The organism is Arthrobacter sp. MMS24-S77, from assembly GCF_054888235.1.
On sequence record NZ_JBTZRN010000001.1, the window covers coordinates 3087108 to 3104666 of the forward strand.

A 17559-nucleotide genomic window follows, 5' to 3' on the forward strand; every position below is an offset into this window, starting at 1 on the left:
TGCGGGGCCCATCAGCTTCCTGTCCAGCCTAAGCCGGCTACTTGTTCAGCGCAGCGGCGATGTTGCCCACGTTGTCCGTCATCCAAGTGACGTAGTCCTTGCCTTCGGGAAGTGTCTCGGTGAAGCCGACAACCGGAACGCCAGCCGTGGTTGCTGCGGCCTTCAGCTTTTCCGTCTCGGCGCCCGCAGTCTGTTCGTTGTACGCCAGGAAGCGGACGGACTTCGAGGTAATCAGATCGGTCGTTTCCTTGACTGCCGCGGGGAACGTCCGAGCCGGCCTCGATAGCGTGGCTGAATTCCTCAGGCGTCTTGTTTTCCAGGCCGGCAGCGTCAAGCAAGTACCCCGGGACGGGCTCGGTGATGGCTACCGGAGCGGAGCGCTTGGCTGACTTGATCTCAGCGATTTTGGCGCTGAGCCCGGTCAAGGACGACTTGAACTTGTCCGCATTGGCGGTGAACGTCTTGGCTTCCGCGGAGTTCAGGCTCCCGAGCTTCGCAGCAACGGCATCGGCCAGTTTACCCATGGCGTCGAAGTTGTACCAAACATGCTCGTTGAACCCTTCCGGCACCTTGGCGGCGGCCCCGGCGGTCGGAGCGGGAAGGAGCCCGGACGCGTTGACGGCGGTGATGACCTTGTCAGCGGGGACTTTACTGTCATCGCTCAGCTTGCTGAAGAAGTCGTCGTAGCCCGCCCCGTTGTCGATCACCAGCTGGGCTTTGGAGATGGCCAGCTTGTCCTGGGTGCTTGCCTCGTAGGAATGCGGATCCTGGCTGGTCTTGGTGATGATGGAGGTCACCGACACTTTGTCGCCACCGACGGTTTTGACGATGTCGCCGTAAACACTGGTGGAGGCGACCACATCGATCACTCCGGAGGACGACGACGGCGCCGTCGCGGCAGGTGCCGCGCATGCGGCAAGCAGGACGGCGAGGCCGGCGGAGGCGGCAAGGGAAAGACGGGCGGCAGTGCGACGCACGGGAAACCTCGGATCTACTCAAATGAGAATCAAGCACAACAGTTGGCTCAATGAGTGTATCCATAAATGGGAATGATTCCTATTTAGGATTCATGAGGCAAGAGGCTAGGTTGACGCGGGTCCGCCCAGGCGCCGGATTCCCGTGGCCTGGGTGGCATCCCGGATCTCGCCAACCAACTGTTCGATAACGTCTTCCAGGAACAACACGCCCAGCGTCGCGCCGCCCGCCCCGACAACGCGGCCAAGGTGCGAGCCGGTTCGCTGCATCACGGACATGGCATCTTCAATCTCGTCCTCGGGTGCGAGGTTCACGAGGGACCGAATCCGGCTTTCCGCAATCGGATAGCGGCGTCCTTCTTCGGGGATCGAGAGGACGTCCTTGACGTGCAGATAACCGGTCAGCTCGCCGTCGTCGTCCAACACCGGAAAACGTGAGAAACCGGTGCGGCTGACCGCCTTCTCCAGTTCGCGCGGCGTGGAACCTGGCTTGAGCATCACGAGTTTGTCGAGCGGCACCATGATGTGCGCCGCGGTGTGCTCGGAAAACTCGAGCGCGCCGCTCAGCAGGCCGGCATCGTCGTCCACCAACCCGTGGCGGGTCGATTCCTGGACGATCGACTGCACCTCTTCCAGGGTGAAAGAGGAAGTCACCTCGTCCTTCGGCTCGATCTTCATCAGGCGCAGGATCCGGTTGGCCAGCCAGTTCAGCGTCCAGATCACGGGCTTCACGAAACGGGCGATGTGGACCAGCGGAGGCGCCAAAAGCAATGCTGCCTTGTCCGCCACGGAAACCGAGATGTTCTTGGGGACCATCTCGCCAAAGGTCACATGCAGGAACGTGACTGCCAGCAGGGCAACCGCAAAAGCGATGACGTCTGCCAATTCGACAGGGACGCCCACGGATTCCAGAGGTGCCCCCAGCAAGTGGTGGATGGCCGGCTCTGCCACAAGGAGGATCAGCAACGAACACACGGTAATGCCAAGTTGGGCACACGCCAGCATCAACGAAACGTGCTCCATCGCGTACAGGGTGGTCTGCGCGCGTTTGGAACCGCTCCGGGCCAACGGCTCGATCTGGCTACGGCGCGCCGACATCACGGCAAACTCGGCGCCGACAAAGAATGCGTTGCCAATCAACAGGACCACGAGCCATAGGATTCCTGCCCAGTCGCTCATGCAGCACGTCCTTTGCGGATATTTTTGCCTGCGGGGTTGCCTACGGCATCGCCCGCCGAGCGGCCTGCGCCTTTGTTTACGTGCTTACTGGCTTGCTTCCTGCTTTGCCAACCAGTCGAATCGCGTTCCGTGGTACCCCTGTCTTCCGCGCCGTCATCATTCGGCTCGGGCGCCGTGGGGTGGAAGCAAATGCGGTCGATCCGTCGGCCGTCCATTCGTGTGACGGCAAGGGTGCCGCCGCCGGCTTCGACGACGTCACCGACAACGGCGATCCTTCCCAGCTGGCTCATGACGTAGCCGCCTACGGTTTCGTAGGCGGGGTCGTCAGGGACCGCCAGGCCCGGGATCTGTTCGCTGACCTCGTCCGGGCGCAGGAGTCCGGGGAAGTACCAGTCCCCCGAGGCACTTTGCAGCAATCCAGGCCGCACTCTGTCGTGCTCATCCGCCACTTCACCGACGATTTCCTCCACTAGGTCCTCGAGCGTCGCGATTCCCGCGGTTCCGCCGTACTCGTCAAGCACGACGGCGAGTTGCAGGTTGCCTTCGCGGAGTTCCAAGAGCAGGGAGTCAAGGTGGATGGTTTCGGGAACGCTCAGGACATCTGACATGATGGCGCCGGCCTCGACCCTGCGCCTGCGTTCGGACGGGACGGACACGGCTTTCTTGATGTGCACCACGCCGCGGATGTCATCGGCGGACTCACCGATGACCGGAAAGCGTGAATATCCGGTGCGCCGCGCCGCCTCGATGATGTCTGACACCGGTTGATCGGCGTCAATGGTTTCCATGCGGATGCGCGGCGTCATGACATCGGCCGCGGTACGGGCGGAAAAGTTCAGGGTGCGTGCAACGAAGTTGGCCGTTCCGGCGTCGAGGGTTCCCAGTTCCGCCGAACGGCGCACCAACGAGGCCAGTTCAGAAGGCGAGCGGGCGCCCGAGATCTCTTCCTTGGCTTCTAGTCCAACGAGGTTGAGCACCTTGTTGGAGAAGCCGTTGAGCACAACGATTGCGGGCTTGAACACGGCAGTGAACATCAGCTGCGGGCGGGCTACGGCCCGGCCCAGCGGAAATGCCAAGGCTATGGCCATGTTCTTGGGGACGAGCTCACCGATCAGCATCGACAAGACGGTGGCGAAGGTCATGGCCAGGACAAGTGACAAGGACTGAGCGGCGGCCTCAGGCAGCCCGGCCCAGAGCAGCGGTCCATGCAACAGGGAGCCAACGGAAGGCTCCATGACGAAGCCGGTCAGCAAGGTAGTGAGGGTGATCCCCAATTGGCAGCTGGAAAGCTGGGTGGAGAGGGATTTCAGGCATTTCAGGAGTGCCACCGCCGCATGGTCGCCGCCGTCGACCGCTCTTTGGACGGTCGTCTGGTCGAGTGCCACGAGTGAGAATTCCACCGCCACAAAAAAGCCCGTGCCCAGAATCAGGAGCACACCGGCAAGAAGGAGAATCCACTCCATCAGAGGCCACCGCCGGCTGGTGCGGACGCCTGAAGCAAAGGCCCGGGAAGACTGAGGGTCGATTGACCCGGCGGGGGTTGGTCGGACGCAGCGGAAGAACGATCCGCTGCCCTGCCGGCCTGGAGCTCCGGGGTGCGATGGGCATTTGTACGGGTGTTGCCGGCTCGACGGGTGCGCTGCGTGGAGATTGCCAAACGGCTTCCCCCGCAGCTCCCAGGCCGGCACCTAGAATTACTGTCCATAAGAATCCCAGTCTACAGTCCGGCCGCGAAGCGAATTCACCGGCCATGACAGGGTCCGCGCCGTGATACGCCGCGGGAAAAGCCCACATGAGAAGGGCCCTGCCGGTGCGCTTGAGCGGACGCACATTGGGATTGGCATGATTTAGGTCACCACTATTGGCAGATAGCCGCCGCTCGTCACTAGACTGGCAAGGGTCTGAGTTCGCGGGACCCGGACCCTGGCTCGCCTTTGCACCCCTGCAGTTCCCCGGGCCAGCTGGAAATCAACACTCATGGAAGAGGCGTATTTCAAGTGCCAGAGCAGCCAAGCCACCGTCTACCCGAGGAATTTGGCGGAAACGAGTGGCTCGTTGACGAACTGTACGAGCGGTACCAGCAGGACAAGAATTCGGTCGACGCCAAGTGGTGGCCGCTTTTCGAATCCTTCGATACCGCTGACGGCACTTCTTCCAACGGAACATCCGCAGCCCCTGCAAACCCTCCCACTCGTGAAATTCCTGTCGTGGCACAGGCGGCAGCAATGGCAATGACGCCGATTGCGCCCGTGGTTGCCACGGCACCCGCGCCTGCCACCCCCACACCTGCCCCGGCTGCTCCCGCCGTAGTGGCACCGGCCAAGAAGGCTCCGGCCACTGTCGCCAAGGACGGCGCGCAGAAGCCGTCCGACGGCCAGGCACAGCCGATCCCTGCACAGCTTCCCAAGAGCACCAAGGCCCCCACTCCTCCGGAAGAGGACGTCGTTTCCGTCCTCCGTGGTCCGGCCAAGGCCATCGCTTCCAACATGGTCTTGAGCCTTGAAGTTCCCACAGCCACGAGCGTCAGGGCAGTTCCGGCCAAGCTGCTGATCGATAACCGCGTCGTCATCAATTCCAACCTTGCCCGTGCCCGCGGCGGCAAGGTCTCCTTCACCCACCTCATTGGCTACGCAGTGGTCCGCGCCCTGTCCCAGTTCCCGTCAATGAACGTGTACTACGACGAGGTTGATGGCAAGCCCGTTGCCGTGCAGCCCGCACACGTCAACTTCGGCATCGCCATTGACATGCCCAAGCCCGACGGCACCCGCCTCCTGATGGTCCCCAACATCAAGAAGGCCGAGACCATGAACTTCGCGGAGTTCTGGCACACCTATGAAGACCTGATCAAGCGCGCCCGCAACGGCAAGCTCACGGCGGACGACCACGCCGGCACCACCGTCTCCCTGACAAACCCGGGCGGCATCGGTACCGTCCACTCCGTACCCCGACTCTCCAAGGGCCAGGCCGCCATCATTGGCGTTGGAGCACTCGACTACCCGGCTGAATGGCAGGGCGCCAGCGAGAAGATCATCGCCCAGAACGCCATCAGCAAGATCCTCACGCTGACGTCCACCTACGATCACCGCGTCATCCAAGGCGCCGGCAGCGGTGAATTCCTCAAGCTTGTCCACCAGTTGCTCCTCGGTGCACAGAACTTCTACGACGAAATCTTCGAGGCCCTGCGCATTCCGTACGAGCCCGTCCGTTGGAGCCCCGACCTGCAGGTCGACCCCGCTGACGAGATCAACAAGGTTGCACGTATCCAGCAGCTGATCCACTCCTACCGGGTCCGCGGCCACCTCATGGCAGATACCAATCCGCTTGAGTATGTCCAGCGCAAGCACCCGGACCTCGACGTCCTGACATATGGCCTCACCTTGTGGGACCTGGATCGAGAGTGGCCCACCGGTGGTTTCGGCGGCAAGCCTATGCTCAAGTTCCGCGACATCCTCGGTGTCCTCCGCGATGCATACTGCCGTACCACGGGCATCGAATACATGCACATCCAGGAGCCTGCGGAACGCAAGTGGTTCCAGGACCAGCTGGAGCACCCGTACTCGAAGCCGAGCCGCGAAGAGCAGCTGCGCATCGTCTCCAAGCTCAATGCGGCCGAGGCCTTCGAAACCTTCCTGCAGACCAAGTTCGTCGGCCAGAAGCGCTTCTCCCTTGAAGGTGGCGAATCCTTGATTCCGCTGCTGGACACGATCATTTCCGACGCTGCCGACGACGGCCTCGACGAGGTTGCGATCGGCATGGCCCACCGTGGCCGCCTCAACGTGCTTACCAACATCGCAGGCAAGACCTACGCGCAGGTGTTCCGGGAATTCGAAGGCACCCAGGACCCCCGTTCGGTGCAGGGCTCAGGCGACGTCAAGTACCACCTTGGCACCGAGGGCACGTTCACCTCGGACAACGGCAATGAGACCAAGGTCTACCTCGCCGCCAACCCATCCCACCTTGAAGCGGTCGACTCCGTGCTTGAAGGCATCGTCCGTGCCAAGCAGGACCGGCTGGACCAGGGCGAGGCATTCCCCGTGCTGCCCATCATGGTTCACGGCGATGCCGCGTTCGCCGGCCAGGGCGTTGTGGCGGAAACACTCAACCTGTCCCAGTTGCGCGGCTACCGTACCGGTGGAACCATCCACATCATCGTGAACAACCAGGTCGGCTTCACCACCGCACCGTCGTCATCGCGTTCCTCGACGTACTCCACCGACGTGGCCAAGATGATCCAGGCCCCGGTTTTCCATGTGAACGGTGACGACCCCGAGGCCGTGGTGCGCATCGCGCAGTTGGCCTACGAGTTCCGGCAGCGTTTCCACAAGGACGTCATTGTGGACATGGTGTGCTACCGCCGCCGTGGACACAACGAGGGCGACGACCCCTCGATGACGCAGCCGCTCATGTACAACCTGATCGAAGCCAAGCGTTCCGTCCGCAAGCTCTACACCGAGTCCCTCATTGGCCGCGGCGACATCACCGAGGACGAAGCCGAGCAGTTGCTGCGCGACTACCAGGAACGCCTGGAACGCGTCTTCGCTGAGACCCACGCTGCACAGACTTCGCCGATCCCGATCATTACGGCTGATTCCGCCGCGGTCTCCGACATCGAGCGTCCGATCGCCCAGCAGGCGGACTTCGGAACCAACGCTCCGGCTACCACCGCCATTTCGGCCGAGATGCTCCAGCGGATCGGCCAGGCGCACTTGGACGTTCCGGAAGACTTCACGGTCCACTCCAAGCTCAAACAGCTCCTGGAGAAGCGCGAGCAGATGTCCCGCGAAGGCGGCATCGACTGGGGCTTCGGTGAGATCGCAGCATTTGGTTCGCTCGTCATGGAGGGCGTCCCCGTCCGCCTGGCCGGCCAGGACTCCCGCCGCGGCACGTTCGTGCAGCGCCACGCCGTCTTCCACGACCGTGCCAACGGCAGCGAATGGATGCCGCTGGGCAACCTCAGCGACAAGCAGGCCAAGCTGTGGATCTACGACTCCCTGCTGTCCGAATACGCAGCCATGGGCTTCGAATACGGCTACTCCGTGGAACGCCCGGATGCCTTGGTCTTGTGGGAAGCCCAGTTCGGTGACTTCGTCAACGGTGCACAGACCATCATCGACGAATTCATCTCCTCAGCCGAGCAGAAGTGGGGCCAGCGTTCCTCGCTCGTGCTCATGCTGCCGCACGGCTACGAAGGCCAGGGACCGGACCACTCGTCCGCCCGCATCGAGCGATTCCTGCAGCTGTGCGCCGAGGACAACATGATCGTGGCCAACCCCACCACGGCTGCCTCGCACTTCCACTTGCTGCGGCGCCAGGCCTACAGCCGGCCACGAAAGCCGCTCATCATCTTCACGCCTAAGCAGCTGTTGCGCCTCAAGGCTGCCGCCTCTGCGGTGGAGGACTTCACTACGGGCGGCTTCAAGCCGGTCATCGGCGAGCACGAGCCCCTCCAAGCACAGAACGTGGACCGCGTGATCCTCGTTTCCGGCCGCCTCTACTACGATCTTCTGTCGAACCGCCAGAAAATCGGCGACACCTCGACCGCGATCATCCGCTTGGAGCAGCTCTACCCGTTGCCCCAGGCCCAGATCGAGGCCGAACTGGCCAAGTACCCGAACGCCGACATCGTCTGGGCGCAGGACGAACCCGCCAACCAGGGCCCGTGGCCGTTTATCGGCTTGAACCTGCCGCAGGCACTGGATCGCAAGGTCCGCCTCGTTTCGCGTCCGGCGTCCGCCTCCACGGCTGCCGGTTCCATGAAGCGCCACAGCGCCGAGCAGGCCACCTTGCTCAAGCAGGCATTCGAACGCAAGTAAGATGGCGACTGCCCGGCTGGAGGTTCAATACCCGCTTCCAGCCGGGCAGTTCTGTTAATGGAACAAGTGCCCGGCAATCCTGCCGCCCGGCCGGGCACAGTGCAAGGACCGCAACGTTTGGTGAAGAGGTAACTGTGGAAGACAGGAAGCTGCGTATCGCAGCTGTTGGTGATGAACTGCTTGCCGGGCTCGGTGACCCCAGGGCTTTGGGTTGGCTTGGAAGGGTCCTTGCACGCACTCCCCAGGACGCCGTATTGGTGGAGAGTTACTCCCTCCCCTGCCCTATGGAGGGCACGGAAGGCCTTGCGGGGCGCTGGCTGGACGAGGCCGGGCGACGTTTCAGCAATGTCCACGAAAACCGCCTCGTCATCGGCTTGTCCGGACGCGACATCGAGTTCGGTCTCTCTACTGCCCGGAGCCGCCTCAATCTGGCCAATATTCTGGATGGCGCCTCCCAAAGCAACATCGAGGTATTCGTCGTCGGTCCGCCTCCCACGCTGGACCCTGCCAAGAATCGCCGGATCGCGGAGCTCAACGCCGCTTTTGCCGACGTCACCACCCGCCGCAACCACCAGTATGTAGACACTTTCTCGCCGTTGCTCAACCACGAACAGTGGCGCACCGACCTCGCCGCGAATGGCGGCACACCGGGTCAGGCGGGCTACGGGCTCATGGCGTGGCTCGTGTTGCACCGCGGCTGGTTCCAGTGGCTCAGGATTGCCCAGCCGGAATAGAAGGGCGCCTCCTCCATCTCAGGGCCCATTGCCAAGCCGCGAGTCGCGATATATCGTAAGTTTATAGACACGATATATCGCAACAAGCGCATCGTAACAATGGAGGGGTCATGACAGAGGAAAACTGGACCGTTACCGGCCCGCAGACCATAGACGTCGACGGCGTCCGCTCACTCAAGCTGGGGATCGTCAAGGGCCGCTTCGACGTCGTCACCCACGATGAGCCGATCGCGAGGATCGAAGTCTCTGAAATCGACGGCGATCCCCTGAGCGTCGCGCTCATTGATGGCCGGCTCGAGGTCCGCCACCAGTTGCACGGCCCGCAGGGCTGGTTCCGCAACCTCATGGGGACTGTCAACAACACCAGTACCAACACCGTCGTCATCGGCATCGCTTTGCCTGCCGGCGTCGACGTCGAGGCAGGAACCGTGAGTGGTGACGGCATGGTGTCGGGCGTCAACGGCCATATCCGCCTTAACACCGTGTCCGGTTCCGTCCTTGCGGACGGAACGCACGGGGATCTGCACGTCAATACCGTCAGCGGCGAGGTCATCGCCCGGAACCACGACGGCGTCATGACCGCCAAGAGCGTGTCCGGCGAGGTCACGGCTTCGGGCCGCTTCAAGAACATCCGTGCCAACACGGTCAGCGGCGACCTCAGCTTCGACCTCCACGGCTACACCCAGGATTTCGGAGCCAATTCCGTTTCAGGCGACCTCACTATCCGCCTGCCCCACGACGTTGGGGTGGACATTGTTGCCAAATCGGCCAGCGGCACCGTGATGATCGATGACCACCACTACTCCCAGCCGGGCAGCAAAGTCGTCCAGACTATTGTGGGCCCGGACCAGCAACTCATGGTGGTGCGCACCAATTCGATCTCGGGCAAGACCTTCATCATCCATGGCAGCGCGCCAACTCCCGGAGCAGCGCACTCGGTCCCAGGGGAAGAGGGATACTGATGCCGCCTGTCTTTGCCCATGGAGCCCTGAGGCTCTATCTACTTGCACTCCTGGAAGCTGGCCCCAAGCACGGCTACGAGCTCATCAAGGCCCTCGGCGAACGCTTCGGCGGGACCTACTCCCCCAGTGCCGGAACCATCTATCCGCGCCTTGGCAAACTTGAGGAGGAAGGACTCGTAGCCACGAGCAGCGATGGGCGTCGTACCAATTACTCCATTACCGCCGCCGGACTGGCGGAACTCAACAGTCGCCGCCAGGAACTGGCCGACGTCGAGGACAATATCTCCGCCTCCGTACGACGACTGGCCGATAGCCTCCGCGAGGACATCCGCAGCAACATGCGCGGCCTGCGGGCCGATCTGGCGGCGACCGCAGAGGCTGCACGCGCGAACGCCAAGAGCGCGGAATTCCAGTCGTGGGCCGGAAACTACTCTCCGGAGGGTCACCGCATCCTCAAGGAAGCCGAACTCCTGGTCCAGTCTTTCCGTGACGACATCCGCATTGAGTTGCGCCAGCATGCCGGCTCCAAGGCCCTGAATCCGATCGCCCTTGAAACTGTGCGCACCGTCCTGGACCAGGCAAGGATCTCCATCCGGAATTCCCTGCAAGGCTGAAGCCCGCGCGGTTCGCGGGGCGGCCCCCGGATGTGGGAGACTGGAGGGCAGCTTTATTGAGTATCAAGAATCTAAGGAGGCCAGCTATGAGCAAGCGTGCACGTAAGCGTCGTGACCGTAAGCGCGGCGGCGCAAACCACGGCAAGCGTCCCAACACCTAAGCCAGCGGCTTAGCGTAAGACTTAATGCGGAGGGCCCCGGAAACCATCAGGTTTCCGGGGCCCTTGCCGTTCCAGCCTCTTAGACGTCCACCGACTTCATCGAGTGGATCCTGTCCAGGATCGAGTTCTTGAGGTTCTCAGGGGCCGCCTCCGTGCAGGAGCGCTTGACCACGGTGCGGATGACGCACTCAAGGTCGTATTGCTCGGTGCACTCAGGGCAGTCCTCCAGATGCACTTTGATCTCTGCGATGTCTTCGCGGGTCAACGCACCGTCGAGGTACTCGTAGATCCGTTGCATCCGAGCATCGTCGCAGTCGCCCAATCCTTGGCAGCTCATTTCCTTTTCTCCTGTTTTTTGCTTGCGGCCGCGCCCACGGCCAGGGCCTTTTCTTCTGCGCCGGCGCTGATTCCCCGTTCTGCGGCGTAGTCCGCCAGCAGATCGCGCAACATTTTCCTGCCGCGATGAAGCCGGGACATGACTGTCCCGATCGGGGTATTCATGATGTCTGATATTTCCTTGTATGCGAAGCCTTCGACGTCAGCGAAGTACACCGCGAGCCGGAATTCCTCCGGAATGGACTGCAAGGCGCTCTTCACGTCCGAGTCCGGCAAATGATCCAACGCCTCCGCTTCCGCGGAGCGCAGCCCGGTGGACGTATGGGATTCCGCCCGCGCCAGCTGCCAGTCTTCGATCGTGTCCGAATTCGACTGCAGCGGTTCGCGCTGCCTCTTCCGGTAAAGGTTGATGTACGTGTTGGTCAGGATGCGGTACAGCCAGGCCTTGAGGTTGGTACCCGGCTTGTACTGGTGGAAGGCCGAGAAGGCCTTGGTATAGGCCTCCTGGACCAGGTCCTCGGCGTCGGACGGATTTCTGGCCATGCGCATGGCAGCTGAATAGAGCTGGTCGACATACTGCATGGCGTCGCGTTCGAAGCGCGCCCTCCGTTGTTCAGGAGTCTCGGACGCAAAGTCCACTGCGATCTCGACGTCGGCCTCGACAGCCGCGTCGTCGTCGGACGTTGCGTCCGCGACTTCCGTGGCTGCTTTGTACATGGCCGCTGCGGCCGGATCCATGGTGCTCATCGCATCCAAGTCTACTGTCACCCTCCGGGAGTCCACTGGCAGCTCCCGCCCGAGCGCCAAGTGCTCCTCGCGGTCCTTCACCAAGGCCAAAAAACCATCTCCGCTCAACGACGTGACACAGGCGCGGCACAACACACGCGCCAAAACCCAAGGTCCAGCCCATACCGCACCTTCTTTTCACAACGGCAGGCTCCGGGCAAATATTCCGCAAAGATGCAAGACTAGATCCGACTGCACCCCGTGAACACCGCACCACTCGAACGCAGCACCACCTGACAATTGTGGCAAGCCATCCAGGAGGCAAAAACATGTCCCTCGTCCGTTTTCTCGCCAGGCCAATGTTGGCTTCCAGCTTTGTTGTCGCAGGGCTGGACAAGCTCAAGAACGCGGATGACACTGCCAAGCAGCTTTCCCCGCTGCTCCGCCGCGCTTCGGAGTCGCTGCCCTTCCCCGCGGACGAGAAAATGCTGGCGCGCGTCATCGGCGGCACGCAGGTGGGCGCGGGCGCCTTGCTCGCCCTCGGCAAGTGTTCCCGGTTCTCGGCTACGCTGCTTGCGGGTATTTCGGTGCTGAACACTTTTGTTGAGTGGCGTTCCGCCGACATCAGTACGAAGGAAGGCCGGCTCGCCCGCCGCGCCCAGTTGCTCAAGAACATTTCCCTGACCGGCGGCGTGCTGCTCGCTGCCGTGGACACGGCCGGCCGGCCAAGCCTCGCATGGCGCGCAGAACACCTCGCCATGGACGCCAAGAAGGCCACGGGCAAGCAGCTCAAGAAGACAGACCGAGCCGTTCGCAAGGCCGTAGACAACGCAGTTGGAGCATAAGGAAGCATGACAGGAACCCCCGCCACGCAGACAGACGAATCAGGCAGCACTACCGCCCCTGCACTCCCCTTGTGGCCGGCGCCTTTCGCCAGCCATCCCGTGGATGCCACGGTCACGGTTCCCGGTTCCAAGTCGCTGACCAACCGCTATCTTGTCCTGGCGGCATTGGCTGACGGCCCGTCCCGGTTGCGGGCTCCCCTGCACTCGCGGGACTCCGCCTTGATGGTCGAAGCCCTGCGCCAGCTTGGTGCCACCGTTACGGAAGTTCCCGGCGACGGACAGTACGGCCCGGACCTTGAAGTCACCCCGATGGACGCCGCTGCAGCTGCTCCTGAATCCGCCATCGACTGCGGCCTTGCCGGCACGGTCATGCGCTTTGTGCCGCCCCTTGCTGCCCTCCGCAACGGCACTTCGGTGTTCGACGGCGATCCGCACGCGCGCCAACGGCCTATGGGCACCATCATCGAAGCCCTCCGGACACTCGGAGTAGACGTCAGCGCCGTGGACGGGCAAGCCGCCGCTTCCTTGCCTTTCAAAGTTTCCGGCACCGGTTCAGTACGCGGTGGCCACCTCGTCATTGATGCGAGCGCCTCTTCGCAGTTCGTCTCCGCCTTGCTGCTGGTCGGTGCGCGCTTCGAAGAAGGCCTGCACCTGGAACATGTGGGCAAGCCCGTCCCGAGCCTCGACCACATCAATATGACAGTTTCGGTCCTGCGCGGCGTGGGAGTCCAGGTGGACGACTCCGTGCCGAACCACTGGCGTGTGGCCCCCGGCACCATCCAGGCCTTCGACGAGCGGATCGAGCAGGATCTCTCCAACGCCGGACCGTTCCTTGCTGCGGCGCTGGCCACCAAGGGAACCGTCCGGATCCCCAACTGGCCTGCAAACACCACGCAGGTCGGGGACCTCTGGCGGGACATTCTTGCCACCATGGGTGCCGCGGTCACGCTGGACAACGGCACACTGACGGTCACGGGCGGCTCCGAAATCCTGGGGGCTGACTTCGACGAGACCAGCGAACTCGCCCCCACCGTGGCGGCATTGTGCGCCTTGGCCTCGGGGCCTTCCCGGTTGAGCGGTATCGCGCATTTGCGCGGTCACGAAACGGACAGGCTTGCCGCGTTGGTCGCCGAAATCAACCGGCTTGGCGGCGACGCCGAGGAAACCAGCGACGGCCTGGTGATCCGCCCCGCAACGCTGCATGCCGGCGTCGTGCATAGCTACGCCGATCACCGCATGGCTACCGCGGGCGCCATCCTTGGGCTCGCCGTCGAGGGCATCCAGGTTGAAGACATCGCCACCACGTCCAAGACCATGCCCGAATTTCCGCAAATCTGGGCCTCAATGCTGCTCAGCGGCGGCCCGGCGGCCGCGGACGCCGGCTCAACGGAGACAAGCAACTGACGATGGCCCGCGACGCAAGCTCCTGGGATGAGTCCGATGTCCGCATCCGCCCCAACAAGAAGGGCACACGCCCCCGCACGAAGGACCGCCCCAGCCACGACGACGCCGTGATCGGGCGCATCATCACAGTCGACCGCGGCCGCTACACCGCGATAGTGGGCGAAGGCTCAGGCAACGAGCGCATCGTCATCGCGGCCCGGGCCCGGGAACTCCGGCGCTCTCCAGTGGTACCCGGAGACTTCGTGGCCCTCGTGGGCGATGTGTCCGGAGCCCCGGACACGCTCGCCCGCCTCGTGCGGGTCGAGGAGCGCAGGACCCTCCTGCGACGAAGTGCCGATGACACGGATCCCATCGAACGTGCCGTCGTGGCCAATGCCGACCAGCTGGTGGTGGTGGTTGCGGCCGCCAACCCGGAGCCGCGGACCGGATTCATTGACCGCGCCTTGGTAGCGGCGTACGACGCCGGAATCGAGCCACTGCTGCTCGTCACCAAAGCGGATGTCAAGGATCCGACGGAGCTCCTCGCCAACTACGTGAGCCTTGGCTTCCCCATCATCATCAGCCGGACGGCCGACGCAGGCGCCTCCGGCATCGACGCCCGCTCTGACGACGGCTTGTCCGCCCGGCTTGATGGCGACGCCGTCGGCCAATTGCGGGACTACCTCGACGGCAAGGTCACCGTTCTCTTGGGCCACTCGGGCGTCGGGAAGTCCACCATGGTGAATGCCCTTACCGGCGCCGAGCGCGCCACCGGTGGGGTCAACGCGGTCACGGGCCGGGGCCGTCATACCTCGTCCTCAGCCCTTGCCTTGAAGCTCAGCGACGCCCCCGGCGGCAGCTGGATCATCGATACGCCCGGCATCCGTTCCTTCGGCCTCGCCCATGTGAACCCGGATCGCATCCTGCACGCCTTCCCGGATCTGGAACCCGGAACGGAAACCTGCGAGCGGGGTTGCAAGCACGATGCCAGTGCGGTCCGTTGCGGCCTGGATTCCTGGGTCGCTGATGGCCACGCCGGCGAGGCCGGACCCGCCCGCCTGGCGTCGTTGCGCCGGCTCCTTGGCGCAGACCCGCGCATGGAAGCCCAAGAGGCCAAGGAATTGGGTACGGTCAATTAGCAGCAGGGTCAATGAGCAACAGGGTCACCTGACCGCGTGCCTCTTGCCGCCTACCTCCCCGGTTCACCGGGGAATAGACGGTAGTTTGGAACCATGACCCAACCCGATTCGAGCTACAACGACGACCTGCGGCTGGCCCACGTCCTGGCCGACTCCGTCGATTCCCTGACAATGGAGCGGTTCAAGGCACTGGACCTCCAGGTGGAAACCAAACCCGACCTGAGCCCAGTGACCGATGCCGACAAGGCTGCCGAGGAAGCAATTCGCGGGCAGCTCTCCCGTTCCCGCCCCCGCGACGCCGTACTCGGGGAAGAATTCGGCAGCACCGGCCACGGCTCAAGGCGTTGGATCATCGATCCCATCGACGGCACCAAGAACTTCGTGCGTGGCGTACCTGTCTGGGCAACGCTCATCGCCCTCGTGGACGAAGGCGAAGTTGTAGTGGGGCTTGTGAGCGCTCCGGCTCTCGGCAAGCGCTGGTGGGCTGCCAAGGGTTCGGGCGCCTACATGGGCCGGTCACTTGCCGCTGCCACCCGGTTGAAGGTCTCCAACGTGTCGCGGCTTGAAGATGCCTCGCTTTCCTACTCCGAGCTTTCCGAGTGGAAGCAGCACGGTTCGCTCGACAGCTTCCTGGGCCTGGAGAACGATGTCTGGCGTAGCCGCGCCTACGGAGATTTCTGGTCCTACTGCCTTGTGGCGGAGGGTGCGGTGGACATCGCCGCCGAGCCGGAACTCCAGCTTTACGACATGGCGGCCCTGGTGCCGATCGTGACCGAGGCCGGAGGGCGCTTCACGTCCTTGGAGGGTGCAGACGGTCCCTTCGGGGGCAATGCCGTGGCTACCAACTCGATCCTGCACTCCGAGGTCCTCAAGCGACTCAACCCGGAGCTCGACGACCTGCTCTGAGCCTTTTTTCACTGAATAATCGACGGCGGCCGCCCCTCTTTCGGGGCGTCCGCCACTTTTTCTTCGGCAGAAGGCACATTTTTCCGGCTGTGTAACAATCCGCTTAACAATCGTGGTCACATTGGAACGAGCCTTGCCGGTGTCCTAGTCTCTTTACAGGTCACGAGTGCCAGCGCGAAACCCCGGTTTGCTGGCCGGCAACCCTCCATCGCGGCGGGGTGCCCCGGGTGACGACCCGGCCGGTCCGGAACGGATACGGCAAGCGCGGACCCCCTGCACGCAGGGGTCCCTCTTGAGTGAGGTCCCATGAGCACAGCTACGTTTACTTCTCCCGCCATCTCCGAGCACAACGAAGACGCCCGGCACCACGGCACAGCAAGGCAGCATGGCGTATCCCCGTCTCCGGCAAGCCGTCCGTTGGCCGCGGTTACTGGCGCGGAGCTCCAAGCGCCGCTGATCCAGGGCGGCCACGTCCGCTACGCCAACCTTGACTACGGCGCGTCAGCCCCCGCTTTGACCGTGGTTTCGGCATATCTCAACGAGATCCTCCCGTACTACGCGAGTGTCCATCGCGGCGCAGGCTATGCCTCCCAGATCAGCACCTCGGTCTATGAAAACGCCCGCAATATCGTCCGCGACTTCGTTGGCGGCCGGGCAGACGATTCCGTCATTTTCACTCGCAACACCACCGATTCGCTCAACCTCCTGGCCGGCTGCCTGCCTGCCGAGGACGGACGCCACGTTGGCGAAGTCCTCTATCTGGACATCGAACACCACGCCAATCTCCTGCCGTGGCAAGGCGTCCCGCACCGCAGCATTGTGGCAGCGGGAACTTTGACCGAGACTGTAGCGAATGTCCGCGCGGCGCTCTCCCACGGTGGCGTCAGCCTCCTGGCAGTCACGGGCGCCTCGAACGTGACGGGCGAGATCCTGCCCATCAAGGAACTCGCCGCTTTGGCCCACGAATTCGGAGCGCGGATTGTGGTGGACGCGGCCCAGCTCGCTCCGCACCGCCGCATCGACATTGCCGCCGCGGATGTTGACTACTTGGTCTTCTCGGGGCACAAGCTCTATGCGCCGTTCGGCGCCGGCGTCCTGGTGGGCCGTCCCGACTGGCTCGACGCCGGCACACCCCACCTTGCAGGCGGCGGGGCTGTCCGCGAGGCACGCCTTGACTCCGTTAGCTGGGCCACGGGACCGGCCAGGCACGAAGGGGGCTCGCCGAACGTGCTCGGAGCTGCCACCCTCGCACGTGCTACCCAGGTCATCGCCAGCCTCGACCACGAGGAATGGCATGCCCACGAAGCAGCCATCCGCACACATTTGGTTGATGGCCTCAACGAGATCGACGGCGTGACCGTCCACCAGATCTTTAGCGACACCGATCCCCAGGACACCATCGGCGTCGTGAATTTCTCGCTCCAGGGCTACGACGCAGGCCTCGTGGCGGCCTATCTCGCGGCCGAGCACGGCATCGGCCTGCGGGATGGGCGCTTTTGCGCCCACCCGCTGCTCAAGCGCTTGGGCCTCCCGTCCGGATCCCTGCGGGCCAGTTTCGGCGTGGGATCGCGGCTGGAGGACGCCACCCGGCTCATCGCGGGCATCCAGGCGCTCAAGAGCAATGGCCTCGGCTGGGACTACGTCGTGGATGCCGGCCGTTGGGTGCCAGCGAACGACCACCGCAGCTACCCGGAGTGGGCTCCCAACACCCCCGGGACCGCGGGCGCAGCTCCCTGCAGCACCGACTGATTGCGGTAGATTCGTAGGGTATTTTTCCTGTCCTACGA

The 17559-nt window shown here is 63.4% G+C and carries 15 protein-coding genes and 1 riboswitch; of the genes, 10 read left to right on the top strand and 5 right to left on the bottom strand.

The features are described from left to right. Positions 1–11: 11 nt before the first annotated feature. The 3 genes from ACX5I4_RS14130 to ACX5I4_RS14140 form a co-directional block, all read right to left on the bottom strand. Complete coding sequence (locus ACX5I4_RS14130; RefSeq protein ID WP_461837202.1) at positions 12–977, bottom strand: metal ABC transporter solute-binding protein, Zn/Mn family; 966 nt, start codon at positions 975–977, stop codon at positions 12–14. Positions 978–1082: 105 nt separating this feature from the next. Beyond that, positions 1083–2153: a hemolysin family protein gene (locus ACX5I4_RS14135; RefSeq protein ID WP_461837203.1), complete on the bottom strand. Its 1071-nt coding sequence runs from the start codon at positions 2151–2153 to the stop codon at positions 1083–1085. Continuing rightward, entirely contained in the window at positions 2150–3616 is a 1467-nt protein-coding gene (locus ACX5I4_RS14140) for a hemolysin family protein (RefSeq protein WP_461837204.1), read from the bottom strand. Before ACX5I4_RS14140 ends, ACX5I4_RS14135 begins: the two co-directional genes overlap by 4 nt. A 534-nt stretch (positions 3617–4150) precedes the next feature. On the opposite strand from ACX5I4_RS14140, the gene ACX5I4_RS14145 reads away from it, so the two are divergent. From ACX5I4_RS14145 to ACX5I4_RS14165, 5 genes are all read left to right on the top strand, one after another. Next, positions 4151–7966, top strand: coding sequence for a multifunctional oxoglutarate decarboxylase/oxoglutarate dehydrogenase thiamine pyrophosphate-binding subunit/dihydrolipoyllysine-residue succinyltransferase subunit (locus tag ACX5I4_RS14145; protein ID WP_461837205.1), 3816 nt, complete (start codon positions 4151–4153; stop codon positions 7964–7966). Positions 7967–8100: 134 nt separating this feature from the next. Next, on the top strand, positions 8101–8700 hold the full coding sequence (locus ACX5I4_RS14150) for a GDSL-type esterase/lipase family protein (protein WP_461837206.1): 600 nt from the start codon (positions 8101–8103) through the stop codon (positions 8698–8700). A 110-nt stretch (positions 8701–8810) separates the two neighbouring features. Continuing rightward, entirely contained in the window at positions 8811–9662 is an 852-nt protein-coding gene (locus tag ACX5I4_RS14155) for a DUF4097 family beta strand repeat-containing protein (protein WP_461837207.1), read from the top strand. Beyond that, positions 9662–10276 (top strand): PadR family transcriptional regulator, encoded by a 615-nt coding sequence (locus tag ACX5I4_RS14160; protein WP_461837208.1) that lies wholly within the window; start codon positions 9662–9664, stop codon positions 10274–10276. Before ACX5I4_RS14155 ends, ACX5I4_RS14160 begins: the two co-directional genes overlap by 1 nt. An 86-nt stretch (positions 10277–10362) precedes the next feature. Beyond that, the gene (locus ACX5I4_RS14165; RefSeq protein WP_369299106.1) at positions 10363–10437 is read left to right on the top strand and encodes a 50S ribosomal protein bL37; all 75 of its coding nucleotides are present in this window, start codon (positions 10363–10365) and stop codon (positions 10435–10437) included. Positions 10438–10516: 79 nt separating this feature from the next. Here ACX5I4_RS14165 and rsrA read toward each other — a convergent pair whose 3' ends face one another. Both rsrA and ACX5I4_RS14175 read right to left on the bottom strand, forming a co-directional pair. Beyond that, entirely contained in the window at positions 10517–10774 is a 258-nt protein-coding gene (rsrA, locus tag ACX5I4_RS14170) for a mycothiol system anti-sigma-R factor (protein ID WP_265977188.1), read from the bottom strand. Further along, complete coding sequence (locus ACX5I4_RS14175; RefSeq protein WP_461837209.1) at positions 10771–11610, bottom strand: sigma-70 family RNA polymerase sigma factor; 840 nt, start codon at positions 11608–11610, stop codon at positions 10771–10773. The genes rsrA and ACX5I4_RS14175 overlap by 4 nt, the downstream gene beginning before the upstream one ends. 218 nt (positions 11611–11828) lie before the next feature. Here ACX5I4_RS14175 and ACX5I4_RS14180 point away from each other — a divergent pair, with 218 nt between their 5' ends. From ACX5I4_RS14180 to ACX5I4_RS14200, 5 genes are all read left to right on the top strand, one after another. Beyond that, on the top strand, positions 11829–12344 hold the full coding sequence (locus tag ACX5I4_RS14180) for a DoxX family protein (RefSeq protein WP_461837210.1): 516 nt from the start codon (positions 11829–11831) through the stop codon (positions 12342–12344). Between the two features lie 6 nt (positions 12345–12350). Beyond that, positions 12351–13748 carry a 3-phosphoshikimate 1-carboxyvinyltransferase gene (gene aroA / locus ACX5I4_RS14185; protein ID WP_461837211.1) on the top strand — a complete coding sequence of 466 codons (1398 nt, stop codon included), beginning with the start codon at positions 12351–12353 and terminating at the stop codon, positions 13746–13748. Positions 13749–13750: 2 nt separating this feature from the next. Next, positions 13751–14866 carry a ribosome small subunit-dependent GTPase A gene (rsgA, locus tag ACX5I4_RS14190; protein WP_461837212.1) on the top strand — a complete coding sequence of 372 codons (1116 nt, stop codon included), beginning with the start codon at positions 13751–13753 and terminating at the stop codon, positions 14864–14866. Positions 14867–14959: 93 nt separating this feature from the next. After that, positions 14960–15772 carry a histidinol-phosphatase gene (gene hisN, locus ACX5I4_RS14195; RefSeq protein ID WP_461837213.1) on the top strand — a complete coding sequence of 271 codons (813 nt, stop codon included), beginning with the start codon at positions 14960–14962 and terminating at the stop codon, positions 15770–15772. Positions 15773–15930: 158 nt separating this feature from the next. After that, positions 15931–16043: riboswitch (SAM riboswitch) on the top strand. A gap of 35 nt (positions 16044–16078) precedes the next feature. After that, positions 16079–17521: an aminotransferase class V-fold PLP-dependent enzyme gene (locus ACX5I4_RS14200; protein ID WP_461837214.1), complete on the top strand. Its 1443-nt coding sequence runs from the start codon at positions 16079–16081 to the stop codon at positions 17519–17521. Positions 17522–17559 lie beyond the last annotated feature (38 nt).

What these genes read in the sequence shown, in the direction of transcription:
- ACX5I4_RS14155 (WP_461837207.1), top strand. Translation starts at nt 8,811, where the DNA reads ATGACAGAGGAAAACTGGACCGTTACCGGCCCGCAGACCATAGACGTC.
- hisN (WP_461837213.1), top strand. Translation starts at nt 14,960, where the DNA reads ATGACCCAACCCGATTCGAGCTACAACGACGACCTGCGGCTGGCCCAC.
- aroA (WP_461837211.1), top strand. Translation starts at nt 12,351, where the DNA reads ATGACAGGAACCCCCGCCACGCAGACAGACGAATCAGGCAGCACTACC.
- ACX5I4_RS14200 (WP_461837214.1), top strand. Translation starts at nt 16,079, where the DNA reads ATGAGCACAGCTACGTTTACTTCTCCCGCCATCTCCGAGCACAACGAA.
- rsgA (WP_461837212.1), top strand. Translation starts at nt 13,751, where the DNA reads ATGGCCCGCGACGCAAGCTCCTGGGATGAGTCCGATGTCCGCATCCGC.
- rsrA (WP_265977188.1), bottom strand. Translation starts at nt 10,774, where the DNA reads ATGAGCTGCCAAGGATTGGGCGACTGCGACGATGCTCGGATGCAACGG.
- ACX5I4_RS14160 (WP_461837208.1), top strand. Translation starts at nt 9,662, where the DNA reads ATGCCGCCTGTCTTTGCCCATGGAGCCCTGAGGCTCTATCTACTTGCA.
- ACX5I4_RS14180 (WP_461837210.1), top strand. Translation starts at nt 11,829, where the DNA reads ATGTCCCTCGTCCGTTTTCTCGCCAGGCCAATGTTGGCTTCCAGCTTT.
- ACX5I4_RS14135 (WP_461837203.1), bottom strand. Translation starts at nt 2,153, where the DNA reads ATGAGCGACTGGGCAGGAATCCTATGGCTCGTGGTCCTGTTGATTGGC.
- ACX5I4_RS14140 (WP_461837204.1), bottom strand. Translation starts at nt 3,616, where the DNA reads ATGGAGTGGATTCTCCTTCTTGCCGGTGTGCTCCTGATTCTGGGCACG.